We start from the raw sequence: 25095 nt of genomic DNA, 5'->3' as shown, positions 1-25095 counted from the left end.
CTTGGGCAGAGGATCTCTCTGCCATGCCGCAAAAGCCCGAGGAATCCTCGGTCAGACGTCCGGAATGGGGTTCGGGACGTCCTTGACCTGCTTTGTCACCACGTAGCCGAAATAGCGGTCGATCCCGATGGCGCTGTCCAGCAACTCGTCCATCAGCCGCTGATAGCCGTCGATGTCACCCACCACGAGGTGCAGCATATAGTCGACACCGCCCCCCAGCGCCCAGCAGCCCCGCACCTCGTCACGCGCACGGATCGCGTCCTCGAACCGGCGAAAGTCGTCCGCCTTGTGGTTCGCCAGCGTGATCTCGACCATCACCTCGGTCACGGGCGCGATCTTGCGGATGTCAACCATGGCGCGGTAGCCGGTGATGAAACCCGCCTGCTCCAGCTTCTTCAGGCGCTCCCAGCAGGGCGTCGGCGACAGGTTCACCGCCTCGGCCAGCGCGACCTTGGTCATCCGCCCATTGGCCTGAAGCGCGCGCAGGATCGCGAAGTCGTAGCTGTCGAGTTTCGGGCCACGCATCATGCGGGCACACCCCTTTCGGTTCGCCTGAAGTCGGACGGTCTGATTGCCGTGTGACAGATACAGCCCTTACCGAGACCGCCCCGAAGGGTAAAGCCGGGCGCGTCAAAGCTGGGTCAGGCTGCCGGTGGCGAGTTCCATGATCTCGTCGGTGATCGCGTCCTGCCGCAGCCTGCGGGATTCCCCCACCAGATCCTCAAGAGAGCGGGTGACGTTGTCATGCGCGGCGATCATCGCGCGCATCCGCGCCTCGTTCTCGGCGGCGAAGGACAACATCACCGCCTCGCTGATCTCGGCAAAGAGGTATTCATCCACCAGCCGCGCCAACAGGTCGTCGGGGTTCAGGGTCAGCAGCGGCTGAACGTTGGATTTCGGCGGCGGGAAGCGGGAATAGTCGAAGGGCACCAGACGCTTGACGCCGACCTCATAGCCCTCGGCCCCGCCCGGCGAGGCATGAACCAGCGACACCCCGGTCACGCCGCCGGTCGCGAGGCGCTCGAAGATCTCCTGCGCGATGCGGCCCGCAAGATGAGCGGTGCGATCCGGGTGCGCGATCATCGAGGCGGTCCAGTCCAGCGCCACGCGCCGCTCTTGCGCCGCCAGAAGCCCGCGATCGCCGACCATGAGCATATGAACCGGCCCCGCCACGTCCCCGGCGGCGTTGCGCGCGACGGTCAGAACCTTCTCCGAGAAGGCCCCGGCGAAGCCCTGCTCGGCGCAGAATACCACGATGATCTCGCCGCCCGGAGGACGGTCGCCGGCCAGCCGGGCGGTCACCGGGAAGCTCATCGCGTGGCCGATGGCGTCGCCGATGGTCGCGGCGTACATGCGGATCGCGTCAAGGTGCCGGTGCGCGTCCTGCACCCGCGACACCGCGATGCCGCGCATCGCCGCGATCACTGCCGACAGCTTGTGGACCGTCTCGATCCGGGCTTCGACCTCGGCAAGCTGCCCGCTCACGTCTCGGCCTCCCTGACCGCCACCACGGCGACCAGTTCCGCCACCAGCGCGCTCAGGCCTTTCCGGTCCTCGGCGCCTAGCGTGCCGTCCGCGCGCAGGGTCGCTAGCACCTCACCGCCCCGCGTGTCCAGCCAACCGGGCAGCCGTTGCCGCAGCGCGGGGACCGCCTCGACCGGCATGCCGTCCAGCACACCGTCCGCCAGCGCCGCCAGCAGCGCGGTCTGATCCTCCAGCCGCAGCCCGGCATAGCGCGGCTGGCCCAGCAAAGCGCGAATGCGTTCGCCCCGCGCGATCTGCGCCTTGACGCGGGTGCTGGAGATGCCGCCGAAGCGGGTGAACATCTCAAGTTCCTGAAATTGCGCATAATCCAGCCGCACCCGCCCCGCGACCGACCGCAGCGCGGGCGCCTGCACCTTGCCGCCGACGCGGCTGACCGACAGACCCACGTCGACCGCGGGCCGCTGGTTGGCGGCGAACAGCTGGGTGTTCAGCACCACCTGCCCGTCGGTGATCGAGATCAGGTTGGTGGGGATGTAGGCCGACAGATTGCCGGCATCGGTCTCGGCGATGGGCAATGCGGTGATCGAGCCGCCGACGCTGCGCGGCAGCTTGGCCGCGCGTTCCAGCAGACGGGCGTGAAGATAGAAGATGTCCCCCGGATAGGCCTCGCGCCCCGGCGGCTCGCGCGTCAGCAGCGCCAGTTCACGGTGGGTAGCGGCGTGGCGGGTCAGGTCGTCGATCACGATCAGCGCGTCCTGTCCCTTGTCCCGGAAGCCCTCGGCGATGGTCATGCCCGCGAAGGGGGCGATCCATTGCAGCCCGGGCGCGCTGCCGGCGTTGCCGACGACGAAGATGCAGCGCTCGGGTGCGCCGTGTTCGCGCACCGCAGCGATCACCCGCTCCACCGCCGAGGCGCGCTGGCCGACGGCGACGTAGATACAGACCATGTCGGTGTGCTTTTGGTTGATGATCGCCTCGACCGCGAGAGAGGTCTTGCCGGTCGCCCGGTCGCCCACGATCAACTCGCGCTGGCCGCGCCCGATGGCGAACATGCTGTCGACCACCAGAACGCCGGTCATCATCGGCTCTGACACGAAGTCCCGTTCGATGATCGTCGGCGCGGGGCGTTCGATGGGCAGGCGTTGTTCGGCCTCGGGCATCGGCCCGCCGTCCAGCGGGCGTCCCAGCGGGTCCAGAACGCGGCCCAGCAGCGCCTCGCCCACCGGCACCCGCACCACGTCGCCGCTGTCGGTGACCTGATGCCCCGCCTCGACCCCGTTCACATCGTCAAACAGCACCGCCGAGATTTCACCCGCGTCCAGCGCCTGCGCAAAGCCGGTCTGCCCGCCCTCGAACCGCAGCAGCGCTCCCAGCGGCGCCTCTGGCAGCCCCGAGATCCGGGCGATCCCGTCCGCGACCGAGGTAACGCGGCCGATGGTGCGGGCGTCCGCCGCCAGTTCGGCGCGGTCCACGGCGGCGCGGCTGGATTGCAGCCAGTCGTCCTGTGCGGTCGTGTCAGACATCGCGGAACAGCTCCTCTTGCACCCGGTCGAGGTCGGCGCGGAAATGGTTGCGGACGATGGCGTGCGGCGCGTCGAGTTCCAGCCCCGCGATCAGCGACGGATCGACGGTGATCGACAGCGCCACGCCGCGCCCCAGCACTTGCGCCAGCCGCGCGTTCAGCGCCTCCAGCTCGTCGCCGGACAATTCGACCGCGGCACGCACCGGCACCGGGCCTTCGGTGCCGATCCCGTCGCGGGTGGATTGCGGCAGGCGGGCGACGGCTTCGGCCAGCCCGTCGATGAACCCGGCGGCGCGGGCGCTGGCGGGCAACCGGTCCAGCAGCCGGCCCGCGATGTTCAGCGCCAGTTCCGAGGCCTCGGTGCGCATCCCCGCCTCGGCGGCGGCCTTGCGGCGGGCGGCTTCGGCCCGCGCGTCGGTGCGCAGCTTGTCCGCCTCGCGCCGCGCGGCGTCCAGCGCCTTCTGGCGGTCGCGTTCCGCCTCGGACTGCGCCTGCTCCAGCATCCCGGCCCGTTTCGCCACCACGGCGTCGACCTGCGCCTTGGCGTCGGTCAGCGCCGCCTCGGCCTCGGTTCTTGCGGCGTGGGCGGCATCCAGTTCCTTGGTCGCGGCCTCCTGCCGTTTCGCGATCATGTCGGCCACCGGGCGGAACAGGAAATGCGACAGGATCCACAGCAGGACGAAGGCGTTGACCGCCTGCAGTCCCAGTGTCCACCAGTCGATTGTCATCCCGCGCGGCCCCGGATCAGACGAAGGGGTTGGCGAACAGCACCAGAAGCGCGATCACCAGCGTGTAGATCGCCATCGTCTCGATCATCGCGAGGCCGACGAACAGGGTCCGGCTCAGCGTGCCCGCCGCCTCTGGCTGGCGCGCGATGGCGTCCATCGCTGCGGCGACGGCGCGGCCCTCGGCCAGTGCGGGCCCGATGGCGCCGAACGACACGGCAATCGCCGCGGCGAGGATGCTGACGATCTGGATCAGGTCTGAGGTCATGGCGTGGTGTCCTTTCCTGTGAATGACGGATCAGTGCTCGCCCATGGCGGCGCCGATGAAGACGGTTGCGAGAATGGCGAAGATGTAGGCCTGCACGGTCCCGGTCAGCAGATCGAGCGCCATCAGCGGGATCGGCACGAGGAAACCGGCAAGCGACAGGATGATCCCCACCACGAAGACGCCGCTCATCACGTTGCCGAACAGGCGGACGATCAACGAAAATGTGCGGGTGATTTGCTCGATCACGTTCAGCGGGATCATCACCCAGGAGGGCTCGGCAAAGGCGGACAGATAGCCGCGCAGGCCCTGATAGCGGATGCCGTAGAAAATGGTCGCCGCCAGTACGATCAGCGCCAGCGCGGCGTCGGTCTCGATCATCGCGGTGGGCGGCTCGATGCCGGGGATGATCGCCGAGGAATTGGCGATGAACACATACAGGAAGATCGTCCCTATCAGCACCCGGAACGGCGATGGGTCGCGCTGCATGGTGTCACGGATCTGGTCGTCGATGACCGTCACGAACATCTCCAGCACCGCCTGCAGCTTGCCCGGCACCATCGTCAGCCGCCGGGTGGCCCACGCGGACCCGAGCCCGAGGAACAGCATGATGCCCCAAGTCACCACGACCGGCTCGGTGATCGGAACCGGGCCGATGTGGAACAGGGCGTGCATCGACAGCGGGTTTTCCATTACGGCGCTCCCTTCCGCACCGCCCGCGTCGCAAGCTGTCGCGCCAGCAGAACCCCCAGCGCCCCGGCCAGAAGCGGGATCGCGCCCAGCAGCGCCAGCCCGTACAGCCCCGCGCCCAGCACCGCCAGCCGCACCGCCTGCAACGCCACCGCGGCCCAGATCGACTTGCCCGAGACATACAGGGCGGTGACCCGTTTCAGGCTGGCGAAATGCAGGTAGCCCAGCCCAAGGCCGATGCCGAACGCCAGGATCGCTCCGGTCAGCGGGTCGTCGAACAGTGAGGTGAAAGCGGTCATTGGCGGTGCATCCATTTCCAAGCGGACCAAAGGCCGATGGCCGCCCCCAGCATGATCCCCGGCGCGGTGAAGAAGACCCCGGTCTCGAAATAGCCGTCGGCCATCCGTCCAAGGAACACGCCCAGCAGCGTCGGCACGACGACGGCCCAGCCCAATATGCCGATCTGGCCCAGACGGGCGCCCAATGACGGCTCGGGGTTCTCGGCGTGCATCTTCTCGCGCTCGGCCGAGCGGCGGGCGGCGGCGGCAAGACGGCTTTTCGGCTTGCGGCTCATGACCCCTCTCCGTCCTGCATCATCTTCGCAAGCTGCGCCGCGCCGCTTCCGGTCTGTCCCGGCCGCAGAAAGCGCATCAACTGGCGCACCGCGCTGGCGTGCAGGCGCATCTGTTCCACCCGCTCGCGCCGGTCGGCGTCGGCATCGGCGGCGCGCAGGGCCTCGACCTCTGCTTCCAGGGTCGGAAGGTCGTCGCCAAGGATGCCTTCCCGGCAGGCGACGGCGACGCGGTTGCCGTCCTCGACGGTCATCATTCCGCTGCGCAGCGCGCAATAGCGCAGGCTGCCGTCGGCAGTGTGCCAGCGCATCACCGACGCGGGCAGCACCGTCAGGTATCCCGTGTGCCCCGGCAGGATGCCGAAGCTGCCGCTTGCGTCCTCTGCCCGCACCGACTGGACGCCCTGCTCGTCGACCAGCACGGTCATCGGGGTCGTCACGGTCAGGTGCAGGCCGGTCATGCGGCGGCCTCCTCTGCGGCTTTCTGCTTCTCGCGCGCCTCTTCCAGCGACCCGATCATGTACAGCGCGCTTTCGTCCCAGTCGTCGCATTCGCCGGCAAGGATCGCCTTGCAGCCGGCGATGGTGTCTTCCAGCGGGACCGAGCGTCCGGGGATGCCGGTGAAGGCCTCGGTCACCGTGAAGGGCTGGGTCAGGAAGCGTTGCAGCCGCCGCGCGCGTTCGACGATCCGGCGGTCGTCGGCGCCCAGTTCCTCGACCCCCAGAAGCGAGATCACGTCCTGAAGCTCGCGGTAATGTTCGATGGTCTGGCGCACCGCGTTGGCGACGGCGACATGCTCTTCGCCCAGGATCAGCGGGTCCAGCAGGATCGAGGACGAGGCGACCGGGTCGATGGCCGGGTACATCCCGTCGGCGGCCATGGCGCGCGACAGCACCACCATGCTGTCCACGTGCGAGGCGATGGTCATGACGGCCGGATCGGTGAAATCGTCGGCGGGGACATAGACCGCCTCGATGGCCGTGACCGAGGCGGTACCGACCGAGGCGATCCGCTCTTGCAACTGCGAGACCTCGGTGCCGAGCGTCGGCTGATACCCCACCCGCGACGGCAAACGGCCCAGAAGGCCCGAGACCTCGGCCCCCGCCTGCACGAAGCGGAACACGTTGTCCATCAGCAGCAACACGTTGCGCTGGGCGTCGTCGCGGAAATGCTCGGCGATGGTCAGCGCGGTCAGCGGCACCCGCCAGCGCGCGCCGGGCGGTTCGTTCATCTGGCCGTAGACCAGCACGGTGCGGTCCAGAACGCCGGCTGTCTGCATCTCGTTCAGCAGTTCGTGCCCCTCGCGCGAGCGTTCGCCGATGCCCGCGAAAACCGAGATGCCCTCGTAGGACGCCACCATCGCCTGAATCAGTTCCATCACAAGCACGGTCTTGCCCACGCCCGCACCGCCGAACATCGCGGCCTTGCTGCCCTGCGCCAGCGGCGTCAGCAGGTCGAACACCTTGATCCCGGTGCGGAACAGTTCCGTTTCGCGGTGTTCCGCACGGAACGGAGGCGGGGCGCGGTGGATCGGGCTGCGCGGCACGTCATGCGGCAGCGGGCCGTGGCTGTCTCCGACGTCACCCGCCACGTCCAGCAGCCGCCCCAGAACAGCGGGGCCGATGGGGACCTCGACCGGGCCACCGACCCGCTCTGCCGGGGTGCCACGCTTCAGGCCATTGGTCGCGCGCAGTGCGATGGTGCGGACGGTGACGTCGTCGATATGCGCCTGGACCTCGACGGTGACCGCGCCGATCACCGGATCGCGCAGCGTGAGCGCCTCGTTGATCTGCGGCAGGCGGCCACCCTCGAACGCCACGTCGACCACCGCGCCGCGGATCGCGACGACCTTACCGGGGCTGTCGGGGACAGGCATGGCGGCAACACTCCTTCGTCATCGGAAAAGCAATGTCACTCGTCAAATCGGCCCGGCGGAACTGTGTCCGGGAACAGGGCGAATGCCACCCTGAACGGTATGAAGAAACAATGCGTCAATTCGCCCAAAGCGCGCAATGGCCTATGTCCGCTCTTCCATGACGTCGCGTGACACGGCCGTCCACGGCGGATGGACAGGGCCGCCCGAACCCGACTAGGCTTGCCCAAGGGAGCGGAGGAGGACGCGCGGAATGAAACGCTTCGCGCTGGCATGCGCCGTGGTGGCGGGCGCCGCGCCGGTCATGGCAGAGATGCTGACCGGCGCGATGGACACGCTGCCGCCCCCCGTAACCGACGCCGACTACGCCGAAGTCTCAGAGGACAGGGCCGCGCTGGGGCAACTGCTGTTCTACGATCCGATCCTGTCGGGCAACCGCAACATCTCTTGCGCCACCTGCCACCACCCCCGTTTCGGCACCTCGGACGGGCTGTCGCTGGGGATCGGCGAGGGCGGCATCGGTCTGGGCCCGGACCGGACGCTTGACCCCGACAACCCGCCCGAGGAACGTATCCCGCGCAACGCCACCGGGCTTTGGAACCTTGGTGCGCACGAGTTCACCGTGATGTTCCACGACGGGCGGATCGAGGCCGACCCGACCCGCGCCAGCGGCATCCGCACGCCGCTGGAAGACGACATGACGATGGGGTTCGACAACATCCTGTCGGCACAGACCATGTTCCCGGTGCTGTCGCAGGACGAGATGGCGGGTCATTACGGCGAGAACGACATCAGCAAGCTGGCGCGGCAGGGCCGCATCACCGGGGACGGCGGCGCTTGGGACGTGCTGGCGGGCCGGGTGGCCGCGATCCCCGCCTACCGGGAGATGTTCGAGGGCGCGTTCCCCGAGATCGCCGCCGGGCGCGAGATCGCCTTCACCGACATTTCCAACGCGATCGCCGCCTTCATCGCCTTCGAGTGGCGGTCGGACGACAGCCCGTTCGACGCGCATCTGCGTGGCGAGACGGCACTGGACGGCGACGCGCTGCGGGGGATGGAGCTGTTTTACGGCGCGGCGAGCTGTTCCACCTGCCATGCGGGCAAGTTCCAGACCGACCACGGGTTTCACGCGATGGCGGTGCCGCAGATCGGCCCCGGCAAGCGCGCCCGGTTCGAAAGCCACGCCCGCGACGACGGGCGGATGCGTGTCAGCGGGCGGCCCGAGGACGCCTTCCGGTTCCGCACGCCCTCGCTGCGCAACGTGGCCCTGACCGCGCCATACGGGCATGACGGCGCTTACCGAGACCTGGCAGCCTTCGTCGAAGCGCATTCCGCCGGGCCGGGGACTTACGACCCGTCACAGGCGGTGCTGCCCGAGATGCCGGGCGCGCATGACTGGAACGCCCTTCCCGATGCGGAGGCCCTGTCCGACGCCTACGAAGGCCCCGGCGTCGTGCTGCCGCCCGAGGACGTGACCGCGCTGGTGGCGTTCCTCGAAGCGCTGACCGGCGCGGGCGCCCTGCCCGGCCGGCTTGGCGTGCCCGACGCGGTGCCCAGCGGGCTGGATGTCGACCGCTAGCGGCGGACAGTCACCGTCCCATTCACTTCGACCGTTCTCCAGTCGGTCACGGTCCCGTCCGGCCACGTGACCCGCACCTCGGCGCTGTCCGCCGTGCCGAGGCCGAAGTGCAGCGGCACCGCACTGCCGCCAGCATGACCGCCGCCGACCGTGACCTCTTGCGTGCGGATGCCGGACGCGTCGCGCAGCTCGACCCACGCCCCGACCGCGCGGGTGTTCGCGCCCTCGTGCCGCAGGTCCACGGCGACCCAGTTCCCCGCGCCCTCGGTCGTGTTCTGCCACAACTCCATCGGCGCGCGGCGGTTGATGACGACAAGATCGGCCAGCCCGTCACGGTTCAGGTCGGCCAGTGCCGCCCCGCGCGAACGGTCGGTGGTGGCGATGCCCGCAAGACCCGCTGTCTCGGCGAAGGTGCCGTCGGGCTGCCCCATCAACAGGTTGTTCGGATCGCGCATGGCAAGGTCGGGCATCTGGTCCACGTTGCCCTTGGCGATGAAAATGTCCGCCAACCCGTCGTTGTCCACGTCCCCGAAGGCCGCGTGCCACCCGGTCGAGGGGCGTCCGTCGTCGCCGGTGAAGGGCCTATGCGCGGTCGCGCCGGTGGCATAGGGCGCGCGGCGGTAGCCTTCGGACGTGGCGAATTGCAAAAGCTGGTCGCCCATCGACGTCAGCATCACCTCGGGGCGCCCGTCCCCTGTCAGGTCGCGGGCGGCGATGCCCATGCCCCAGATCGACACGTCCTCCCACCCGTCGCCTGCGTCGAGGAACCGGCCCTCCTCCGGGCGGTACATCTGTTCCTGTCCGCCACGCAGGTAGTAGTGGCGGTCGTTCGACAGCCACAGGTCCGCCCGCCCGCGCCGGAACCAGTCCGAGAACAGTATGGACAGGGTGCAATAGCCCGGCGACAGCGGCGCATCGGGGCCATAGCCCCGTCCGACCGGACGGTAGAGCATGCTGTCGTCGCAGGCTCCGAACGGCCCGTCGGGGTCGTCCCGGTCGACGTAGTTCCCGACCGCCAGCGTCGGCCAGTCCGCGCCGGGCTCCCATGTCGCCGAGAAGGCGGTGCTCCAGCGGTCGCCGGACACAAGGCCCCAGTCGGCGGTCGCGTCGGTGAAGCGGCAGTCGCCCTGCCCCTTCAGGAACACGTTCGGCCCCGCCCGCAGCACGGCAAGGTCCAAGAGCCCGTCGCTATCGAGGTCCAGCGGATAGGCTCCGGTGACGCCGGTCAGCGCCGGAACCTCTCCCTCGGTGAAGCGCAGGTCGCCGCCTGCTTCCGTCGTCGCGTTCAGAAACAGCCGGGCCGGGTTCTCGCCGCCCGCCGCGAACAGCTCGGGGAAGCCGTCGTCATTGCAGTCGAACACAGCGACGCCGCCGCCCACGAAATGCTCCCACCCGCCGTCGTAGACATGGGACACCGGCAGCGCGTCGCGGCGATCGAGGAAAGACGGCGGTCCGGCCAGCGCGGGAGCGCAGGACATGGCCAGCACCGCCATCGTCAGGCTGTGTCGCAAGATCATGGCTCGGTCTCCTCCCCGGCAGGGCCACGGCCCTGACCGGAGTTCAGGCAAAACCGCGCCGGGGATCAACCCCCGATGCGCCGCAGGCATGCCATTGCCCGCGACACAAAGGCTGAAATTTGTTTTTTGAACGTCGCAAATCCTGTGCAATGTTAGCGATAGCCGGTTCGCAACCGGCCCGCCCCAAGGGGCGGACAAACGGGAGGAGACAATGCGAAACATTCTTACACTGGCCGCCACCGCGGCCATGGCCGCAGGCTTTGCAACAACTGCCCTGGCCCAGACCGTCGGCGTGAGCTGGTCCAACTTCCAGGAAGAGCGCTGGAAGCGGGACGAAGGCGCGATCCGCGCGGTTCTGGACGCCGCGGGCGCCACCTACATCTCGACCGACGCCCAGTCCTCGGCAAGCAAGCAGCTGGCCGATATCGAAAGCCTGATGGCGCAGGGCGTCGACGTGCTGATCGTGCTGGCGCAGGATACCGAGGCGATCATTCCCGCCGTGCAGGCTGCCGCCGACGAAGGCATCCCGGTCATCGCCTATGACCGCCTGATCGAAGACGACCGCGCCTTCTATCTGACCTTCGACAACGTCGAGGTCGGCCGGATGCAGGCCCGCGCCGTGCTCGAGGCGGCGCCGGAAGGCAACTACGTGATGATCAAGGGTTCGTCGACCGACCCGAACGCCGACTTCCTGCGCGGCGGCCAGCAGGAGGTCCTGCAGGCGGCAATCGACGAGGGCAAGATCACCATCGTGGGCGAAGCCTATACCGACGGCTGGATCCCGGCCAACGCGCAGCGGAACATGGAACAGATCCTGACCGCCGAGGACAACAACGTCGACGCCGTCGTCGCCTCGAACGACGGCACCGCCGGCGGCGTGGTCGCGGCGCTGACGGCGCAGGGCATGGAAGGCATCCCGGTTTCGGGTCAGGACGGCGACCTTGCCGCACTGAACCGCGTGGCGCTGGGCACCCAGACCGTCAGCGTCTGGAAGGACGCGCGCGAGCTGGGCAAGAACGCCGGCGAGATCGCGCTGGCGCTGGCCGGCGGCACCGAGATGGCGGATATCGACGGCGCCGAGTCGTGGACCTCGCCCTCGGGCACCACGATGACCGCGAAGTTCCTCGCGCCGATCCCGATCACCATCGACAACCTCGATGTCGTGGTCGACGCGGGCTGGATCGACATGGAAACCCTGTGCCAGGGCGTTTCCGACGGACCGGCGATCTGCAACTGACGGCCCCTGCCTGACCTCAAGCGCCTCCGCCGGTTTCCGGCGGGGGCGTCCCGTTCCTTGTGACACCCGGACATACGCGATGAGCGACAGCACCCGATCCGTGAGCGAACCGACACGGACCACCAAGCGCAACCTTCTGGCGACGCTGGAAATCGACACCCGGCTTCTTGGCATGATCGGCGCGTTCATCGCCGTCTGCCTTGTGTTCAACTTCCTGACCGACGGGCGCTTTCTGACGCCGCGCAACATTTTCAACCTGACGATCCAGACCGTCTCGGTCGCGCTGATGGCGACGGGCATGGTCTTCGTGATCGTCACCCGCAATATCGACCTGTCGGTCGGCTCGCTGCTGGCGACCTGCAGCGCCATCATGGCGATGATGCAGACGGTCGTCGTGCCGAACGTGATGGGCTTCGGGCTGGAACATCCGCTGATCGCGCCGCTGGCGGTCATCGTGGGCCTTGCCGCCGGGGCGGTCATCGGCGCGTTTCAGGGCTGGCTGATCGGCTATCTCACGATCCCCGCCTTCATCGTGACGCTGGGCGGGCTGTTCGTCTGGCGCAACGTGGCGTGGCACCTGACCAACGGCCAGACCATCGGTCCGCTGGACAACAACTTCCAGCTTCTCGGCGGCATCAACGGCACGCTGGGGGAAACCGGAAGCTGGGTATTCGGCGTGCTTGCCGTGGCGGCGACGCTGTATGCGCTGGTCGCGGCGCGCCGGTCCAAGGTCCGCCACGACTTCCAGGTCAAACCGGTCTGGGCCGAGGTCGTGATCGGCGCAATCGCGACCGTCGCCATCCTTGGCTTCGTGGCGATCCTGAACGCCTACGACATCCCCACTCGCCGCCTGCAACGCAGCTTCGAGGATCAGGGCCTTGTCATGCCCGAGGGATACACCGCGGGCTACGGCATCCCCTATTCGGTGCTGCTGCTGATCCTCGTGGCGCTGGTGATGATGATGGTCGCCCGCCGCACCCGGCTGGGCCGCTATATCTTCGCGACCGGCGGCAATCCGGAAGCGGCGCAACTGTCGGGCATCAACACCCGCGCGCTGACGATCAAGGTGTTCATGATCATGGGCATCCTGTGCGCCCTGTCGGCCATCGTCGCCAGCGCCCGCCTGACCTTCCACACCAACGACATCGGCACGCTGGACGAACTGCGCGTCATCGCGGCGGCGGTCATCGGCGGCACCGCTCTGGCGGGCGGCGTCGGCACGATCTACGGCGCCATTCTCGGCGCGCTGATCATGCAGTCGCTTCAGTCCGGCATGGCGATGGTGGGCGTCGACGCGCCCTATCAGAACATCGTCGTCGGCATCGTGCTGGTGCTCGCCGTCTATGTCGACATCGTCTATCGCAAGCGCACGGGGAGCTGACCCATGGCATCCGAGATCGACCGCACCGGAACGCCGCTCGTCGAGCTGCGCGACCTCTGCAAGGCCTTCGGCGGCATCAACGCCGTCGACCACGTGTCCATCGACCTCTACCCCGGAGAGGTGGTGGGCGTGCTGGGCCACAATGGCGCCGGCAAGTCGGTGCTGATGAAGATGCTGTCGGGGGCGCTGGCGCGCGACAGCGGCGAGATCTGGGTCAACGGCGAGAAGGCCGAGATCAACAGCCCCCGCGACGCACGGCGCTACCAGATCGAGACGATCTACCAGTACCTCGCGCTGGCCGACAATCTGGACGCGGCGCAGAACCTGTTCCTTGGACGCGAGATCGTCACGCCGCTGGGATTCGTGGACGACGCGAAGATGGAGGCCGAGACCCGCAAGATCATGGGTCGCCTGACGCCCAACTTCCGGCGCTACAACACGCCCGTCGCGGGGCTGTCGGGCGGACAGCGGCAGTCGGTCGCGATCTCGCGCGCGGTGTATTTCAACGCCAAGATCCTGATCATGGACGAACCCACCGCCGCCCTCGGGGTCGAGGAAACGCGGATGGTCGCCGAACTGATCGACGAGTTGAAAAAGCAGGGCATCGGCATCTTCCTGATCGACCACGACATCCACCAGGTGAAGGCCCTGTGCGACCGGGCCAGCGTGATGAAGAACGGCCAACTGGTCGGCACGGTCGAGGTCGACAAGGTCACCGAGGACGACCTGCTGGGCATGATCATCCTCGGCAAGAAGCCCGAGGTCGCGGCCTGAGCTGACGCCTCAGACGGCGTGCGCCAGCCCCGGCGCCGCAGCGGCAAGGTCGATACGGCGGCCGGTGTCCCTGGCGAACAGGTGGATCTTGCCCGGCGTCGCCGCGACATGCACCGTCTCGCCAAGCTCGGCGGTGCCGCTGTCGGCGATGGCGATAGGCTGACCCGCCACCTCGCCGTGAATGATCCGCTGCGCGCCCAGTTCCTCGACATGCTCGACCGTCACCGGCAGGCCGGTGGATGCGAGGGACAGGTCTTCGGGGCGCAGGCCAAGCGTGACCGGGCCGGCGTCGGTCGCGGCGGGCGCGATGTCGTGGCTTCCCACCAGAACCCTGCCCGCTTCGACGCGGGCGTCGATAAGGTTCATCGCGGGCGAGCCGATGAATGACGCCACGAAGACCGACGCGGGCTTGTGGTAGACCTCCAGCGGCGCGCCGATCTGTTCCACCCGGCCGCCGTTCAGCACCACCAGCCGGTCGGCCAGCGTCATCGCCTCAAGCTGGTCGTGCGTCACGTAAAGCGAGGTGGTCCCAAGCCGGCGCTGAAGCCGCCGGATCTCTCCCCGCATCGACACGCGCAGCTTGGCGTCGAGGTTCGACAGCGGTTCGTCGAACAGGAAGGCGGCGGGCTGGCGCACGATGGCGCGGCCCATGGCGACGCGTTGTCGCTGACCGCCCGACAGGGCGCGCGGCTTGCGGTCAAGGTACGGGTCCAGTTCCAGCATCCGCGACGCCTCGGCCACGCGCTCGGCGATCACGGACTTGGTCTCGCCCCGGTTCTTCAGCCCGTAGGCCATGTTGTCGCGCACGCTCATGTGCGGATAAAGCGCGTAGTTCTGGAACACCATCGCGATGTCGCGGTCGGCCGGGTCCAGCCGGTTCACGACACGGTCGCCGATCCGCACATCGCCATGGGTGACGCTTTCCAGCCCCGCCACCATACGCAGCAAGGTGGACTTGCCGCAGCCCGAGGGGCCGACCAGCACGATGAACTCGCCGTCCGCGATCTCGATGTTCACGTCGCGCACCGCGTCGACGCCGCCGGCATAGGTCTTGCCCACGTTGGTGAGAGAGAGATGTGCCATCACTTGTCGCTTTCCGTCAGGCCCTTGATGAACATGCGCTGGAAGATGACCACCACCGCGACCGGCGGGACCATCGCCAGCACCGCCAGGGCGAAGGCTTCGTTGTAGTCAGGGATCTGGCTGCCGACCCAGACCTGCAGGATCGACTTGATCCCGCGCATGAGCGTGTAGAACGTCTCGTCCGTCGTCATCAGCAGCGGCCAAAGGTACTGGTTCCAGCCGTAGATGAACATGATGATGAAAATCGCCGCCATCATCGTGCGCGACAGCGGCACGAGGATATCGATGAAGAACTTCACCGGCCCTGCCCCGTCGATCCGCGCCGCTTCCAGCAACTCGTCCGGCACCGACTTGAAGAACTGGCGGAAGAAGAACGTACCGGTGGCCGAGGCCAGCAGCGGCACGATCAGACCGGTGTAGGTGTTCAGCAGGCCCAGCGTCGACATCACCTGATACGAAGGCATGATCCGCACTTCCAGCGGCAGCAGCAGCGTGGTGAAGATCGCCCAGAAGATCACTGTGGCGAAGCGGAAGCGGAAGTAGACCAGCGCATAGGCCGCCATCATCGACAGCACGATCTTTCCGACCGCAAAGCCGATCCCCATAATCATCGAGTTCATCAGCATCCTGAGACCGGTGACGTCGCCCGTGAAGCCTCCGCGCGCGGTCAGGACCTTGGTGTAGGTCGGTCCCGCGTTGCCGCCGGGGGTCAGGAACAGGCCGTTCGAGTGGATGTCGATCGCCGTGTGGGTCGAGGACATCAGCGCCATGAACACCGGCAGGCACAGAAACAGCGTGCCGAGGATCAGGATCAGGTGGTCGAAGGGTTTGATTTTCTGCATCGGATCACCCGTAGTGCACGCGGCGTTCGAGGAAGCGGAACTGCACCACGGTGAGCGCCGCGACCACGATCATCAGGATCACCGACTGCGCCGACGAGCCGCCGATGTCGTTGCCTTTGAAGCCGTCGAGACAGACCTTGTAGACCAGCGTCATAGGGTTGTTCGCGGGCTTGTCCTTCACGATCACGTCGATGATCGAGAAGGTGTCGAACATGGTGTAGGTGATGTTGATCACCAGCAGGAAGAACGCGGTCGGCGCCAGCAGCGGCAGGATGATGTCCTTGAACCTGCGCCAGCCCGAGCGCGCGTCGATCAGCGCCGCCTCGCGCACAGAGACGGGGACGGACTGAAGCCCCGACAGGAAGAAGATGAAGTTGTAAGGTATCTGCTTCCACACCGCGATGACGGTCAGCGCGAAGGCGGTGTCCCAATAGTCGATGCCGACCCGCAGGTCATAGCCGAAGGCGGCGAACAGCTTGGTGAAGGGCCCCATGTGCATGTCGAAGAACATCATGCCGATCAGGCCCGCGACCGGCGGCGCGATGGCGTAGACCGAGATCAGCAGCGTCTTGTAGGTCTCGGCGCCGCGGATCACCTTGTCGGCCTTGACCGCCAGCAATAGGCCCAGCCCCAGCGACAGCGCGGTGACGACAACGCAGAACAGCGCGGTGAACCATGCGGTGCTGGCGTACTGGCTGTTGGTGACGGCGTCGGTGTAGTTCTCGAACCCCACGAAGGTCGACCCGAAACCGAACGGGTCCTCGATATAGAAGGACGAGGTGACGGCCTGCACCGACGGCCAGTAGAAGAAGATGACGACGATGGCGAGCTGCGGCAGCAGGAAGATCCATGGCGTCAGCGGACGCGAGAACTGCACCCGCTTGGCGGGGTTCGGCGTCTCGGCGAAGTACCAGTCGCTCAGCCGCGCCGATAGGCTGCGGCGGGGGGCGTCGGGCATGTCGGCAATCGGGGTGTCGGTCACGGCGGGTCCAGCGGGTCTGATGGAATGCGCCCTGCCCTGTCGGTCTTCCCGAGGCGGTGGCGCCGTATAGGGGGAAGCCCGAACCGGGGTCCGGGCTTCCGCATGTCATGTCGCAGACGCGATCAGCCGGCGGTGCGGGCGAAGCGCTGCAGCAGGTCGTTGCTTTCCTGCTGGATGATGTCGAAGGCGTCCTGAACGCTGACTTCGTTCGAGAAGATGCGGTTGAACTCGCGCTCCATCACCGAACGGATCTGCGGGTAGAAGCCCATCCGGTAGCCGGCGGTCCATTCGCCAGCCGGCAGCTGAAGCTGCTTGATGCCGACTTCGGCGACGGGCTGCTCTTCGTAGTAGCCTTCCGACTTCGCCATCTCGTAGGCGGCTTCGGTGATCGGAACGTAGCCGGTGTTCTTGTGCCAGTAGACCTGCACTTCCGGCGAGGTCAGGAAGGTGAAGAACTGGGCGGTGCACTCGTTTTCTTCCGACGGCTTGCCAGCCATCGCGAACAGCGCGGCGCCACCGATGAAGGACTGCGTGCCAGCGCCTTCGATCGAACCCCAATACGGCATGAAGTCAGCCGAGAACGGGGCCGAAGCGGATTTCTGCAGACCGCCGAACGAGCCGGACGAGCCGATCCACATCGCGGACTGGCCTTCTTCGAAGGGCTTCAGGTTGTCGGCCCAGCCAGCGCCGTAGAACCCGAAGTAGCCGGCGTCGGCCCACTCTTTCAGCTTCTCGAACATCATGACGGTGTTCTCGTCGTTGACGAGGATCTCGGTGCCGTCAACGCCGTCGTAGCCGTTGTTGTTGGTCGCGAATTCCTGGTTGTTCCGCGACTTGAAGTTCTCGACCATCATCCAGGTCAGCTGCGAGGCGGTCAGCGGCAGATAGCCGGCCTCGACGATCGCCGGGGCGATTTCCTCGAACTCTTCCCAGGTCTTCGGCGGCTCGACACCGGCGGCCTCGAAGGCTTCGGTGTTGTAGTACATGATCGGCGCCGAAGAGTTGAACGGCATGCCGATGAACTTGCCTTCGCTGTCGGCGTAGAAGCCGCGGACACCGGGGATGAAGTCTTCGCGGTTGAACTCTTCACCGGCGGCAAGGATCAGTTCCTCGGCGGCGATGGTCGCGCCCTGTGCGGCGATGATGGTCGCGGCGCCGGCGTCGAACACCTGCAGGATGTTCGGATGCTCGCCCGAGCGGAAGGCGGCGATGCCCGAGGACAGCGCCTCTTCGTAGGTGCCGCGCGACACCGGCGTCAGGTTGCAGGTGTCTGTCTGGTCGTTGAACATCTGCGAGATCTCGTTGATGACCTCGCCGTTGCGGCCACCCATGCCGTGCCACCAGGAAATCTCGGTGGCGGACTGGGCCAGTGCGGAGGTGGCGGTCAGGGCGATCATCGCCGACGCCGTCGCGAATTTGTACATGTGTGCCTCACAATGAGTTGGTAAGCGTGGCGGCACCGCTAGCGATGGGATGTGACAAATGGCCTTCGGTTTTGTAACAGAACCCGGACAACCGCCGTCGCGGGCCGCCCTTGTCGCAACGGAAGACGCGCGGAGCCGCCGGTGCGGAATAGTCGTGCGCGCGGGTGGGCCAGTTCGGAACGGTCCCATGCCCGCGCCGCTGCCCAAGCGTTGCAGACAATCGCCACCTGCACCGTAAAGGCGAGCGTTTCCTTGAAAATGCCCCATCTGCCGTTAACAGTGTTCAGCAAGTGCAATGCCGCCGTGAGCGGCGCCGAGGTGAAGTCATGAGTGCGTTCGTCCAACACTTTCCGCGCAGCCTGCCCGCAGCGGCGCTGGCCGCGGGACTGGCCCTTGCGGCGCCGGATGCGGCGCGGGCCGACGGCGAGTTCTTCCAGCTGGATCTTTCTGAAAGCGCCGTCGACGGCGTGTTCGCGCTGTCGCGCGACCGGTTCAGCCTGAACGGCAACTATTCCGAGTACGAAGGCGGCCACACGACCACGCTGAGCGTGTCCTATGCCTTCCCGGTGGACGGCGTCGGCACCTTCCGCTTTGGCCCCAGCGTCGGGCGTTCGGTAGACGACACCGACGGCTCGACCACCACCACCGCGGGCGCCCGCATTGTGTTCGAGCGCTGGATGCCCACCGATTTCGGCTCGCTGTTCCTGCTGGCCGAGTACAACACGATCGACAACAACTATTTCGGCCTCGTCCAGACCGGCTTCGGCTCGTCGGGCTTCTCCGCCGAGTTCAGCATCGGCGGCAGCGACAAGTACGACGCGACGACGCTGGCCGTCAGCAAGCGCCTTGGCGACAGCCCCGCCTACCTTCGAGCGGGCTATAAATTCGTTGCCGAAGAAGCGTTCATCGGCTTCGCCATCAACACATTCTGAAAGGGATCGCGTCATGGCTGACGTATCGCGAGACGGACGGATGTCCTTCGCAACCGCCACCTATGGGTTCGTCGTCGCATCCGTCGTGGTGCTGGGCCTCGCCGCCAGCGCGGTGTTCTGGTCGCGGTCCGAGGCGGTGATCAACGAGGCGCTGGACCTCGCGGTCCGCCAGCGCACCGAGGCGGCGGGCGAAACCTTCGCGCGGCTCTTGCACACGGACTGGACGGATCTGGCGTTCCTTGCCCGCGCGGCGGGCGGGACCGAGGACGGTGACATCGGCGACCTGCTGGAAGGCGTCCGCGGCGACGGCGACCGGATCTCGTGGGTGGGATACGCTGACGTGGACGGCATCGTGCTGGACGCGTCGGATGACCTTCTGGTTGGCGCCGATGTCAGTCAGCGGCCGTGGTTCCGCAACGGCTTGCGCTCGGGCTTCGCAGGCGACGTGCATGACGCCGTGCTGCTGGCGCAGAAGCTTCGCCCCGAGGGCGGCGACCCGCTGCGGTTCATCGACCTCGCCCTGCCGGTGCGCAACGCGGATGGCGAGGTGCAGGGCGTCGTCGGCATGCATATCGACGCGGGCTGGGCCGAGCGGACGCTGACCGAGACGGGGCGGATGCTGGGCATCGACCTTTACCTGATCAACGCCGCCGGCGAGGTGGTGATGACCTCGGGCGACGCCGCGCCGGGCGCGGGTGAGTTGAGCCTGCTGTCTGCCGCGCGTTCGGGAACCGAGACCGGCGGCCGCGAGACGTGGCCCGACGGGCGCGAGTATTTCACGACGCTGGTGCCGCAGGTGTCCTATGAGGATCTTCCCAGCTTCGGCTGGCGGCTGGCCGGACGGATCGACGCGGCCACCTTCCGGCCCGGTCTGAACACGCTTGTCGGCTCGGCCAGCGTCGCCATCGCGGTGGCTCTGGTCGCCTTGGCGCTTCTGTCGATGCTGTTCGTGCGGATCTTCGTGAGGCCGTTCACCGGTCTGGCCGATGCCGCGCGGAAGATGGCGGAGGGCGAGGACACCTACCCGCCCGAAACCGGCGCGACCCGCGAAGCGGCGACCCTGTCGGCGGCGCTGTCGCGCCTGCAGGCCCGCCGCTCCGGTCCTAGCGGGCGATAGAGAACCTCTCGATCAGGTCACCCAGCAAAGCCGCACCCCGCACGTTTCCGACGCCGGGCGCGTTGCCTTCGGCATAGAAGCGCACGAAGAACGCCTCGCGCTGCGCATCGTCTGGCAGAAGCTGCACCCGCGCGCCGTCGCCCGTGGGCGCGATGACGTAGGCCGAGACCTCGCCCGGAACGCCCTCGATCTCCAGCGTGCCGCGCGCGCCCTCGGGTACCACGGCGCCGCGCAGCCGCACGGTGTCCATCGTCAGCGAGGTGATCCACAGCGACCACTCGGCGCCCTCGGTGCGGAACGTCACGCGCTCGGGCTTGTCGGCGACGTGGACCTCGACCCGGGGCAGTTCGATGCAGGCAAGGCAGGTCACGCCCAGAACCACAAGGTTGTACACGCTCCAGAACACGATGACCCATTTGCCGTCGCCCGCGTCGTTATAGGCGTAGCCATCGAAGAAGATGCCCAGCGTCAGGCCGATGAAGGTCAGAACGAAACCCAGAAGGAACGGCGCCATCAGTTCCCACTGAACCACCACCTTCGACCGGTCGCCCCCCTTGGCGGTCACTGAAAACTTGTGCCCCTTCGGCTTGAAAATCCCCGCCATCGCGGCGCGGGAGATATGGATCGACCCGATCAACTGGCTGACGTCGTGCAGGACCGGCAGCAGGATGCCGCCGCTGAGGAAGTTCATCGTGAATACGACCCACAGCCAGTAGCAGCCGAAATAGGTGATCACGTCCGCAAGCTGCGCGTCGACGACGATGGTGTTGAAGAACCAGTACAGCAGCGGAAAGACGATGGCCGCGATCCGGAACAGGAACGAGGTGCTCCAGTACAAGAACGAGTCGATGGTGCTCCACCGGTGGCGCCAGCTCAGCTCGTTCTTGCGGAACGGGCCCAGCGACGAGCGGACGATCTGCATCAGGCCAAGGCACCAGCGCGCGCGCTGGGTGATGTATTCCTTCAGACCCTCGGGCGCGAGGCCCTCGGTCAGCGGCTCGCCAAGATAGACCGTCTGGTATCCGTGGTTCTCCATCACCATGGACAGCATGAAATCTTCGGTGACGCTTTCGGTGCTGAAACCGCCGACCTCGCGCAGCGCGCTCCAGCGGCAGATCGACGAGGTGCCGCAGCAGATCGCGATGCCCCAAGCGTCACGGGACGGCTGGAGGTAGTCGAAGAAGAACCGCTGTTCGTCCGGGTACGACCGCGTCAGGCCAAGATTGTGCTGGATCGGGTCCGGGTTGAAGAAGTGCTGCGGCGTCTGCACCAGCCCCACGGTGGGATCGTGGAACAGCGATAGCGTGCGCGAGATGAACCCTCGGTGCGGCACGAAATCCGCGTCCAGCACCGCGACATAATCGGGCTGCACCGGATCCTCGGCAAGCCGGTCCAGCGCGTGGTTGATGTTGCCGGCCTTCGCGCCCTTGTTGTCGGGCCGCCGCATATAGCGCACCCCCTGCTCGGTGCAGTAGTCGCGCAGCCAGTCACGGCGGCTGTCATCCAGAACGATCACTTCTTTGTTGAGGTGTCGCAAGGACTTGGCGCCGACGATGGTGCGCTCGAGGACGTCGAGTTCCTCGTTATAAGTGGCGATCAGGATCGCGACGCGGGGTTCGCCCTGCTTCCACCACCAGTGCATGTTCTCGTCGGCTTCCTTCGACCGGTGCTTGATGCGCGACATGATGACGAAGGCGCTGACAGAGCCGATCAGCGCCAGCAGTTCCAGCGTGAACAACAGCGTGCTGGCCACGAAGTCCAAGGTCAGGCCCGGAGGCGCCAACGTCTCGGTCGCGCGCCACCATGCGTACCGCAGCGCCAGCAGCCCGGCGATCGAGTACAGGACCGCCCGATGCCTGTTATTGTTGCGGTCGACGAAGGACGGCAGGATCGCCGTGATCCCCGCGATAAGCGCAAGATGCACGGCGCTGGACCCCAATTCGCCCAGATGCGGAAAGAACTGCATGTCAGCCGCGGAACCAGTCGAGCGGCCGGCGGTCGAAGAAGGCGCGGCCGGTCTGGCCGATCATGCAGCGGGTCTCGGGGTTCGCGGCCAGCGCAGGCACCAGCAGCGCCACGTCGTAACGCTCGAGATGCTTCTGGCTGGGCGCGACCGCAAGGTGTTCGTACACGGTGGCGGCGCCAGAGCCGGCAAGCCGGGCGATGGTGGCGTCCATCACCTCGTTCGAGCCCGACAGGCGGAAGCTGGCGTCCTGACCGATGTGCAGGCTGTTGTAGATCCGTTCCGTCACCGACAGCGTCACGATGGTCGCGTCGCAGTCCACCAGACGCAGGATCGGGTCGCCGCGCTGCACGGTCACGCCATCGGCTTGCAGGATCTCCCAGAACAGGCCGTTGATCGGCGCGGCGATTTCGCCGCCGGTCAGCGCGTTGACGCGCACCCTCTCGCGGCCGATGCGTTCGGCGATGGCTTTCTCGCGCGCCTCGGCCTGCGCCTTGGCGGTTTCCAGCCCGGCGATCACCGTATCCAGTTCGGTCGCGCGCTGTTCGGCATTGGGCGAGTCGTTGTAGCCGTCGCCAAGAAACACGCCGCGTTCGGCGGCGCGCAGGGCGATTTCCAGCACCTCGACCCGCTCGCGCGCGTGGTCAAGCACCAGCACCTCGGTCAGCGGTTCGCCCGGCAGGCGGTCCTGCATGTCGTCCACAAGGTCGATCACGCGAAGCTCGGTGTCGTCCGGCATCTCGCCGGATTCGAGATAGGCCAGCCGGATGCGGGCATGGGTCAGGCGGGCGCGGATTTCAGCCAGACGCTCGCCGTGGAAGATGCGGGTCCGCTGGTGCAGTTCCGCCTGCACCGCCTTCGTCGCTTCAAGGTCCGCGGTGACGCGGATCGTTTCGGCGGCGGCGAAGCGTGCTTCCATCAGCAGATCGTTCAGGCGGACGGTGTCGACAAGCTGATCGGTGACGTTGGCCACCACCTCGCCCGAGGCGATGCGCGAGCCGAAGGCGCGGTTGGGCAGTTCCAGCGTCCCGGCCACGTCGGCGCGTACGGTTACAACCGGAGCGTTCACGACGGCATCGGCGCTGGCGCCGGACATCTGTTCGCCGACGATGACCCAAACGGCCACCAGAGCAATGACAAGTCCGAGTAGAGGGCGAGCATATTTCATGGGTTATCCCTGAACCTTGTACCACACGGCGATCCGGCAGGCCTTCGGGCCAGGTGTTTCCGAATCGTGGTTAATTAGTAAATTTTCAATGTGGCAGGGTTTGGGCGGTCAGCCGCGGCTTTCTGCATGTGCGACATACGCAAGCATTTGAAGTGTCGCGGGAAAATATGGCTGCGTTGCAAAATCACCCGGCGAAAGTGGCACAATCTGGTCGGAAGCCACCTGTGCGATGGCCCGGTATCCCGGTTCGTTGCTGATCGCGGTGACCGCGCCATCGGCCTCGACCCGGACGGCGACGTGGTCCGGCAGGTCCGCGCGCGCCAGCATCGTTGCCATCCCGGCAACCGCAGGGTGATCGCCCCTGCCCGACCACGCAAGATAGATCGGGATGCGCAAGGCATCGTAGGACGAGCGGTAATCGTGGTCTCTCGGGTCCACGAACCCCTTGGGCGTGACCGTCACCCAGTCCGGCAGCAGGCCCGTCGCCGCCAGTTCGGCCAGCAGCGTCTCGCCATGGTCGGCGGCGCGGGCGAGATCCGGCTGGCCATAGGCGTCCGCCAGTTCCCGCATGGCGCGCGGGTGATAGTAGGACGGGTTGACCAGCACCCTGTCGGGCTGGCTGAGCGCCTCGGCGCCGGGCATCAGCAACAGCGCGTCGGGACGACGGGGATCGGGCGCAAGACACAACCCCACGATGTCGCGGGTGATCGCGGCGGGCACCTCTTGGTCGACCGGCCATCCCCGGTCCCGCGCTGCCCGCAGATGCGCCCACGCGCGCAGCAGGTCGCCGTCGGTGGCATTGTGCCAGTCGGGGATGCTGTCGGGCCGGGACGGGTCCCATTTCCACGACATCAAAGCGTCCTGCCGGTTGGCGATGTGGTCACGGGTCCAGCGTTCCATGCGCTCGAACGCCTCGCGGTCGTCGAAGACCTCGGCAAGGATCTGGCCATAGGCCTGCCCCTCGGAATGGCTGATGCCGCCGTTGCCATCGTCGATCACGCGCCCGTCCGGCGCGACGAAGCGGTCGCGCCAAGCCTGCCACGCGCCCGTCTGCTCCAGCCCAAGCGCGGGCCGCGCGACTGCCAGCGCCGCCATGCCCGCGATCATCGTTCTTCGCCTCATGATTGCATGAGATGCCCCGATCTGCGGCGCTGGCAAGGGGGTGTCAGTCGGCTTCGCGTACTTCCGCGCACCAATGGCGCGGGCCAAGGCCCCGATCCGGCCCCAGCGCGGTGAAGCCGCCGTCCACCGGGATATCGCAACCGGTGATCCAAGAGGCCGCGTCAGAGCAGGCGAAGACCACCGCGTCCGACACCTCGGTCATCCGCCCGACCCGGCCCAGGAGCTTCACCTGCGCGCCCGCCGCGTCGGCGATATCGCGGTCGCCGTCGGTCATCGCCTCCATCGGCGGGGTCCATGTCCAGCCCGGCGACACGCTGAGCACCCGGATGCCCTTGGTCCCAAGCTGCACCGCGCCCAGTTTGGTCAGTTGCGCCAGCGCCGCCTTGCTGACCGAGTACGGCCCCCGCGTGTGGTTGCCGGACTTGGCCGAGACGCTGCCCATCAGCACCACGACCCCGCCCGGCGCGGTCAGGTAGGGCCGCGCCTTCTGCATCACCATCGCCGCCCCCACCACGTTGACGTTCAGCGAGGTCAGCCAGTCGTCGCGCGTCGTGTCCATACCGTTGTCGAGATACGAGCACGCATTGTGGACCACGATGTCCAATGTGCCGAAGCGGTCCTTGCAGGCCTCGAGCGCGGTGTCGATCTGGCCGTCGTCGGACAGGTCCATCCGCTGATAGGCGGCGCCCTCGCCCAGTTCGGCAGCCAGCGCCGCGCCCATCTCGTCCTCGATGCCGGTGATCAGCACCTTCGCCCCGGCGGCGTGAAGCCCCGAGGCGATTGCGCCGCCCAAGCCATGGGTGCCGCCGGTGACCAGCGCCGTTTTGCCTGTCAGATCCATGT

At 67.1% G+C, this 25095-nt stretch carries 25 protein-coding genes; 6 read left to right on the top strand and 19 right to left on the bottom strand.

Annotated elements, in window-relative coordinates; translation table 11 throughout:
- Positions 1 to 51 precede the first annotated feature (51 nt).
- From ACP156_RS22900 to atpD, 10 genes are all read right to left on the bottom strand, one after another.
- Positions 52 to 528 (bottom strand): Lrp/AsnC family transcriptional regulator, encoded by a 477-nt coding sequence (locus ACP156_RS22900; RefSeq protein WP_425053678.1) that lies wholly within the window; start codon positions 526 to 528, stop codon positions 52 to 54.
- A 102-nt stretch (positions 529 to 630) separates the two neighbouring features.
- Positions 631 to 1485, bottom strand: coding sequence for a F0F1 ATP synthase subunit gamma (locus tag ACP156_RS22895; protein ID WP_425053677.1), 855 nt, complete (start codon positions 1483 to 1485; stop codon positions 631 to 633).
- Positions 1482 to 3008 carry a F0F1 ATP synthase subunit alpha gene (locus ACP156_RS22890; protein WP_425053676.1) on the bottom strand — a complete coding sequence of 509 codons (1527 nt, stop codon included), beginning with the start codon at positions 3006 to 3008 and terminating at the stop codon, positions 1482 to 1484. The genes ACP156_RS22895 and ACP156_RS22890 overlap by 4 nt, the downstream gene beginning before the upstream one ends.
- Positions 3001 to 3735: a F0F1 ATP synthase subunit delta gene (locus ACP156_RS22885; RefSeq protein WP_425053675.1), complete on the bottom strand. Its 735-nt coding sequence runs from the start codon at positions 3733 to 3735 to the stop codon at positions 3001 to 3003. Before ACP156_RS22885 ends, ACP156_RS22890 begins: the two co-directional genes overlap by 8 nt.
- 16 nt (positions 3736 to 3751) lie before the next feature.
- Positions 3752 to 4000 carry a F0F1 ATP synthase subunit C gene (locus ACP156_RS22880; RefSeq protein WP_425053674.1) on the bottom strand — a complete coding sequence of 83 codons (249 nt, stop codon included), beginning with the start codon at positions 3998 to 4000 and terminating at the stop codon, positions 3752 to 3754.
- Between the two features lie 30 nt (positions 4001 to 4030).
- Positions 4031 to 4690 carry a F0F1 ATP synthase subunit A gene (locus ACP156_RS22875; protein ID WP_425053673.1) on the bottom strand — a complete coding sequence of 220 codons (660 nt, stop codon included), beginning with the start codon at positions 4688 to 4690 and terminating at the stop codon, positions 4031 to 4033.
- On the bottom strand, positions 4690 to 4986 hold the full coding sequence (locus ACP156_RS22870; protein WP_425053672.1) for an ATP synthase subunit I: 297 nt from the start codon (positions 4984 to 4986) through the stop codon (positions 4690 to 4692). The genes ACP156_RS22875 and ACP156_RS22870 overlap by 1 nt, the downstream gene beginning before the upstream one ends.
- The gene (locus ACP156_RS22865; protein ID WP_425053671.1) at positions 4983 to 5261 is read right to left on the bottom strand and encodes an AtpZ/AtpI family protein; all 279 of its coding nucleotides are present in this window, start codon (positions 5259 to 5261) and stop codon (positions 4983 to 4985) included. Before ACP156_RS22865 ends, ACP156_RS22870 begins: the two co-directional genes overlap by 4 nt.
- The gene (locus tag ACP156_RS22860; protein WP_425053670.1) at positions 5258 to 5719 is read right to left on the bottom strand and encodes a F0F1 ATP synthase subunit epsilon; all 462 of its coding nucleotides are present in this window, start codon (positions 5717 to 5719) and stop codon (positions 5258 to 5260) included. The genes ACP156_RS22865 and ACP156_RS22860 overlap by 4 nt, the downstream gene beginning before the upstream one ends.
- Positions 5716 to 7134 carry a F0F1 ATP synthase subunit beta gene (atpD, locus tag ACP156_RS22855; RefSeq protein ID WP_425053669.1) on the bottom strand — a complete coding sequence of 473 codons (1419 nt, stop codon included), beginning with the start codon at positions 7132 to 7134 and terminating at the stop codon, positions 5716 to 5718. Before atpD ends, ACP156_RS22860 begins: the two co-directional genes overlap by 4 nt.
- A 250-nt stretch (positions 7135 to 7384) precedes the next feature.
- On the opposite strand from atpD, the gene ACP156_RS22850 reads away from it, so the two are divergent.
- Positions 7385 to 8710, top strand: a complete 1326-nt coding sequence (locus ACP156_RS22850; RefSeq protein ID WP_425053668.1) for a cytochrome-c peroxidase — start codon at positions 7385 to 7387, stop codon at positions 8708 to 8710.
- Here ACP156_RS22850 and ACP156_RS22845 read toward each other — a convergent pair.
- The gene (locus tag ACP156_RS22845; RefSeq protein WP_425053667.1) at positions 8707 to 10227 is read right to left on the bottom strand and encodes a CRTAC1 family protein; all 1521 of its coding nucleotides are present in this window, start codon (positions 10225 to 10227) and stop codon (positions 8707 to 8709) included. The genes ACP156_RS22850 and ACP156_RS22845 overlap by 4 nt on opposite strands.
- A 211-nt stretch (positions 10228 to 10438) precedes the next feature.
- Between ACP156_RS22845 and xylF the strand changes: the two genes are divergently transcribed.
- The 3 genes from xylF (at position 10439) to ACP156_RS22830 (ending at position 13619) form a co-directional block, all read left to right on the top strand.
- Positions 10439 to 11464 (top strand): D-xylose ABC transporter substrate-binding protein, encoded by a 1026-nt coding sequence (gene xylF / locus ACP156_RS22840; RefSeq protein WP_425053666.1) that lies wholly within the window; start codon positions 10439 to 10441, stop codon positions 11462 to 11464.
- 79 nt (positions 11465 to 11543) lie between these two features.
- Positions 11544 to 12845 (top strand): sugar ABC transporter permease, encoded by a 1302-nt coding sequence (locus tag ACP156_RS22835; protein ID WP_425053665.1) that lies wholly within the window; start codon positions 11544 to 11546, stop codon positions 12843 to 12845.
- A 3-nt stretch (positions 12846 to 12848) separates the two neighbouring features.
- The gene (locus ACP156_RS22830; protein ID WP_425053664.1) at positions 12849 to 13619 is read left to right on the top strand and encodes an ATP-binding cassette domain-containing protein; all 771 of its coding nucleotides are present in this window, start codon (positions 12849 to 12851) and stop codon (positions 13617 to 13619) included.
- A 9-nt stretch (positions 13620 to 13628) separates the two neighbouring features.
- Here ACP156_RS22830 and ACP156_RS22825 read toward each other — a convergent pair whose 3' ends face one another.
- The 4 genes from ACP156_RS22825 to ACP156_RS22810 form a co-directional block, all read right to left on the bottom strand.
- Complete coding sequence (locus ACP156_RS22825) at positions 13629 to 14702, bottom strand: sn-glycerol-3-phosphate import ATP-binding protein UgpC (RefSeq protein WP_425053663.1); 1074 nt, start codon at positions 14700 to 14702, stop codon at positions 13629 to 13631.
- A complete protein-coding gene (locus tag ACP156_RS22820) occupies positions 14702 to 15544 on the bottom strand; it encodes an ABC transporter permease subunit (protein WP_425053662.1) in 843 nt (280 codons plus the stop codon). Before ACP156_RS22820 ends, ACP156_RS22825 begins: the two co-directional genes overlap by 1 nt.
- Positions 15545 to 15548: 4 nt before the next feature.
- Entirely contained in the window at positions 15549 to 16502 is a 954-nt protein-coding gene (locus ACP156_RS22815; RefSeq protein ID WP_425053721.1) for an ABC transporter permease subunit, read from the bottom strand.
- A gap of 146 nt (positions 16503 to 16648) precedes the next feature.
- Positions 16649 to 17950, bottom strand: coding sequence for an extracellular solute-binding protein (locus tag ACP156_RS22810; RefSeq protein WP_425053661.1), 1302 nt, complete (start codon positions 17948 to 17950; stop codon positions 16649 to 16651).
- A 326-nt stretch (positions 17951 to 18276) separates the two neighbouring features.
- Here ACP156_RS22810 and ACP156_RS22805 point away from each other — a divergent pair, with 326 nt between their 5' ends.
- Positions 18277 to 18882 carry a hypothetical protein gene (locus tag ACP156_RS22805; protein WP_425053660.1) on the top strand — a complete coding sequence of 202 codons (606 nt, stop codon included), beginning with the start codon at positions 18277 to 18279 and terminating at the stop codon, positions 18880 to 18882.
- A 13-nt stretch (positions 18883 to 18895) separates the two neighbouring features.
- Complete coding sequence (locus tag ACP156_RS22800) at positions 18896 to 19999, top strand: HAMP domain-containing protein (RefSeq protein WP_425053659.1); 1104 nt, start codon at positions 18896 to 18898, stop codon at positions 19997 to 19999.
- Here ACP156_RS22800 and ACP156_RS22795 read toward each other — a convergent pair.
- From ACP156_RS22795 to ACP156_RS22780, 4 genes are all read right to left on the bottom strand, one after another.
- Positions 19986 to 21965 (bottom strand): glycosyltransferase, encoded by a 1980-nt coding sequence (locus ACP156_RS22795; RefSeq protein ID WP_425053658.1) that lies wholly within the window; start codon positions 21963 to 21965, stop codon positions 19986 to 19988. The two genes, ACP156_RS22800 and ACP156_RS22795, sit on opposite strands and share 14 nt — an antisense overlap.
- 1 nt (position 21966) lies before the next feature.
- Positions 21967 to 23130, bottom strand: coding sequence for an HlyD family efflux transporter periplasmic adaptor subunit (locus ACP156_RS22790; RefSeq protein ID WP_425053657.1), 1164 nt, complete (start codon positions 23128 to 23130; stop codon positions 21967 to 21969).
- Positions 23131 to 23238: 108 nt separating this feature from the next.
- The gene (locus tag ACP156_RS22785) at positions 23239 to 24252 is read right to left on the bottom strand and encodes a glycosyl hydrolase family 8 (RefSeq protein ID WP_425053656.1); all 1014 of its coding nucleotides are present in this window, start codon (positions 24250 to 24252) and stop codon (positions 23239 to 23241) included.
- Positions 24253 to 24295: 43 nt separating this feature from the next.
- Entirely contained in the window at positions 24296 to 25093 is a 798-nt protein-coding gene (locus tag ACP156_RS22780) for an SDR family oxidoreductase (RefSeq protein ID WP_425053655.1), read from the bottom strand.
- Positions 25094 to 25095 lie beyond the last annotated feature (2 nt).

The sequence above is a fragment of the Psychromarinibacter sp. S121 genome (genome assembly GCF_049801035.1).
GTDB lineage: Bacteria > Pseudomonadota > Alphaproteobacteria > Rhodobacterales > Rhodobacteraceae > Psychromarinibacter.
This window is presented reverse-complemented; position numbering and strand designations above follow the sequence as displayed.

What these genes read in the sequence shown, in the direction of transcription:
- ACP156_RS22890 (WP_425053676.1), bottom strand. Translation starts at nt 3,008, where the DNA reads ATGTCTGACACGACCGCACAGGACGACTGGCTGCAATCCAGCCGCGCC.
- ACP156_RS22830 (WP_425053664.1), top strand. Translation starts at nt 12,849, where the DNA reads ATGGCATCCGAGATCGACCGCACCGGAACGCCGCTCGTCGAGCTGCGC.
- ACP156_RS22805 (WP_425053660.1), top strand. Translation starts at nt 18,277, where the DNA reads ATGAGTGCGTTCGTCCAACACTTTCCGCGCAGCCTGCCCGCAGCGGCG.
- ACP156_RS22850 (WP_425053668.1), top strand. Translation starts at nt 7,385, where the DNA reads ATGAAACGCTTCGCGCTGGCATGCGCCGTGGTGGCGGGCGCCGCGCCG.
- ACP156_RS22785 (WP_425053656.1), bottom strand. Translation starts at nt 24,252, where the DNA reads ATGAGGCGAAGAACGATGATCGCGGGCATGGCGGCGCTGGCAGTCGCG.
- ACP156_RS22780 (WP_425053655.1), bottom strand. Translation starts at nt 25,093, where the DNA reads ATGGATCTGACAGGCAAAACGGCGCTGGTCACCGGCGGCACCCATGGC.
- ACP156_RS22900 (WP_425053678.1), bottom strand. Translation starts at nt 528, where the DNA reads ATGATGCGTGGCCCGAAACTCGACAGCTACGACTTCGCGATCCTGCGC.
- ACP156_RS22825 (WP_425053663.1), bottom strand. Translation starts at nt 14,702, where the DNA reads ATGGCACATCTCTCTCTCACCAACGTGGGCAAGACCTATGCCGGCGGC.
- ACP156_RS22810 (WP_425053661.1), bottom strand. Translation starts at nt 17,950, where the DNA reads ATGTACAAATTCGCGACGGCGTCGGCGATGATCGCCCTGACCGCCACC.
- ACP156_RS22820 (WP_425053662.1), bottom strand. Translation starts at nt 15,544, where the DNA reads ATGCAGAAAATCAAACCCTTCGACCACCTGATCCTGATCCTCGGCACG.
- ACP156_RS22815 (WP_425053721.1), bottom strand. Translation starts at nt 16,502, where the DNA reads ATGCCCGACGCCCCCCGCCGCAGCCTATCGGCGCGGCTGAGCGACTGG.
- ACP156_RS22865 (WP_425053671.1), bottom strand. Translation starts at nt 5,261, where the DNA reads ATGAGCCGCAAGCCGAAAAGCCGTCTTGCCGCCGCCGCCCGCCGCTCG.
- atpD (WP_425053669.1), bottom strand. Translation starts at nt 7,134, where the DNA reads ATGCCTGTCCCCGACAGCCCCGGTAAGGTCGTCGCGATCCGCGGCGCG.
- ACP156_RS22875 (WP_425053673.1), bottom strand. Translation starts at nt 4,690, where the DNA reads ATGGAAAACCCGCTGTCGATGCACGCCCTGTTCCACATCGGCCCGGTT.
- ACP156_RS22870 (WP_425053672.1), bottom strand. Translation starts at nt 4,986, where the DNA reads ATGACCGCTTTCACCTCACTGTTCGACGACCCGCTGACCGGAGCGATC.
- ACP156_RS22795 (WP_425053658.1), bottom strand. Translation starts at nt 21,965, where the DNA reads ATGCAGTTCTTTCCGCATCTGGGCGAATTGGGGTCCAGCGCCGTGCAT.
- xylF (WP_425053666.1), top strand. Translation starts at nt 10,439, where the DNA reads ATGCGAAACATTCTTACACTGGCCGCCACCGCGGCCATGGCCGCAGGC.
- ACP156_RS22860 (WP_425053670.1), bottom strand. Translation starts at nt 5,719, where the DNA reads ATGACCGGCCTGCACCTGACCGTGACGACCCCGATGACCGTGCTGGTC.
- ACP156_RS22835 (WP_425053665.1), top strand. Translation starts at nt 11,544, where the DNA reads ATGAGCGACAGCACCCGATCCGTGAGCGAACCGACACGGACCACCAAG.
- ACP156_RS22790 (WP_425053657.1), bottom strand. Translation starts at nt 23,130, where the DNA reads ATGAAATATGCTCGCCCTCTACTCGGACTTGTCATTGCTCTGGTGGCC.
- ACP156_RS22885 (WP_425053675.1), bottom strand. Translation starts at nt 3,735, where the DNA reads ATGACAATCGACTGGTGGACACTGGGACTGCAGGCGGTCAACGCCTTC.
- ACP156_RS22845 (WP_425053667.1), bottom strand. Translation starts at nt 10,227, where the DNA reads ATGATCTTGCGACACAGCCTGACGATGGCGGTGCTGGCCATGTCCTGC.
- ACP156_RS22800 (WP_425053659.1), top strand. Translation starts at nt 18,896, where the DNA reads ATGGCTGACGTATCGCGAGACGGACGGATGTCCTTCGCAACCGCCACC.
- ACP156_RS22880 (WP_425053674.1), bottom strand. Translation starts at nt 4,000, where the DNA reads ATGACCTCAGACCTGATCCAGATCGTCAGCATCCTCGCCGCGGCGATT.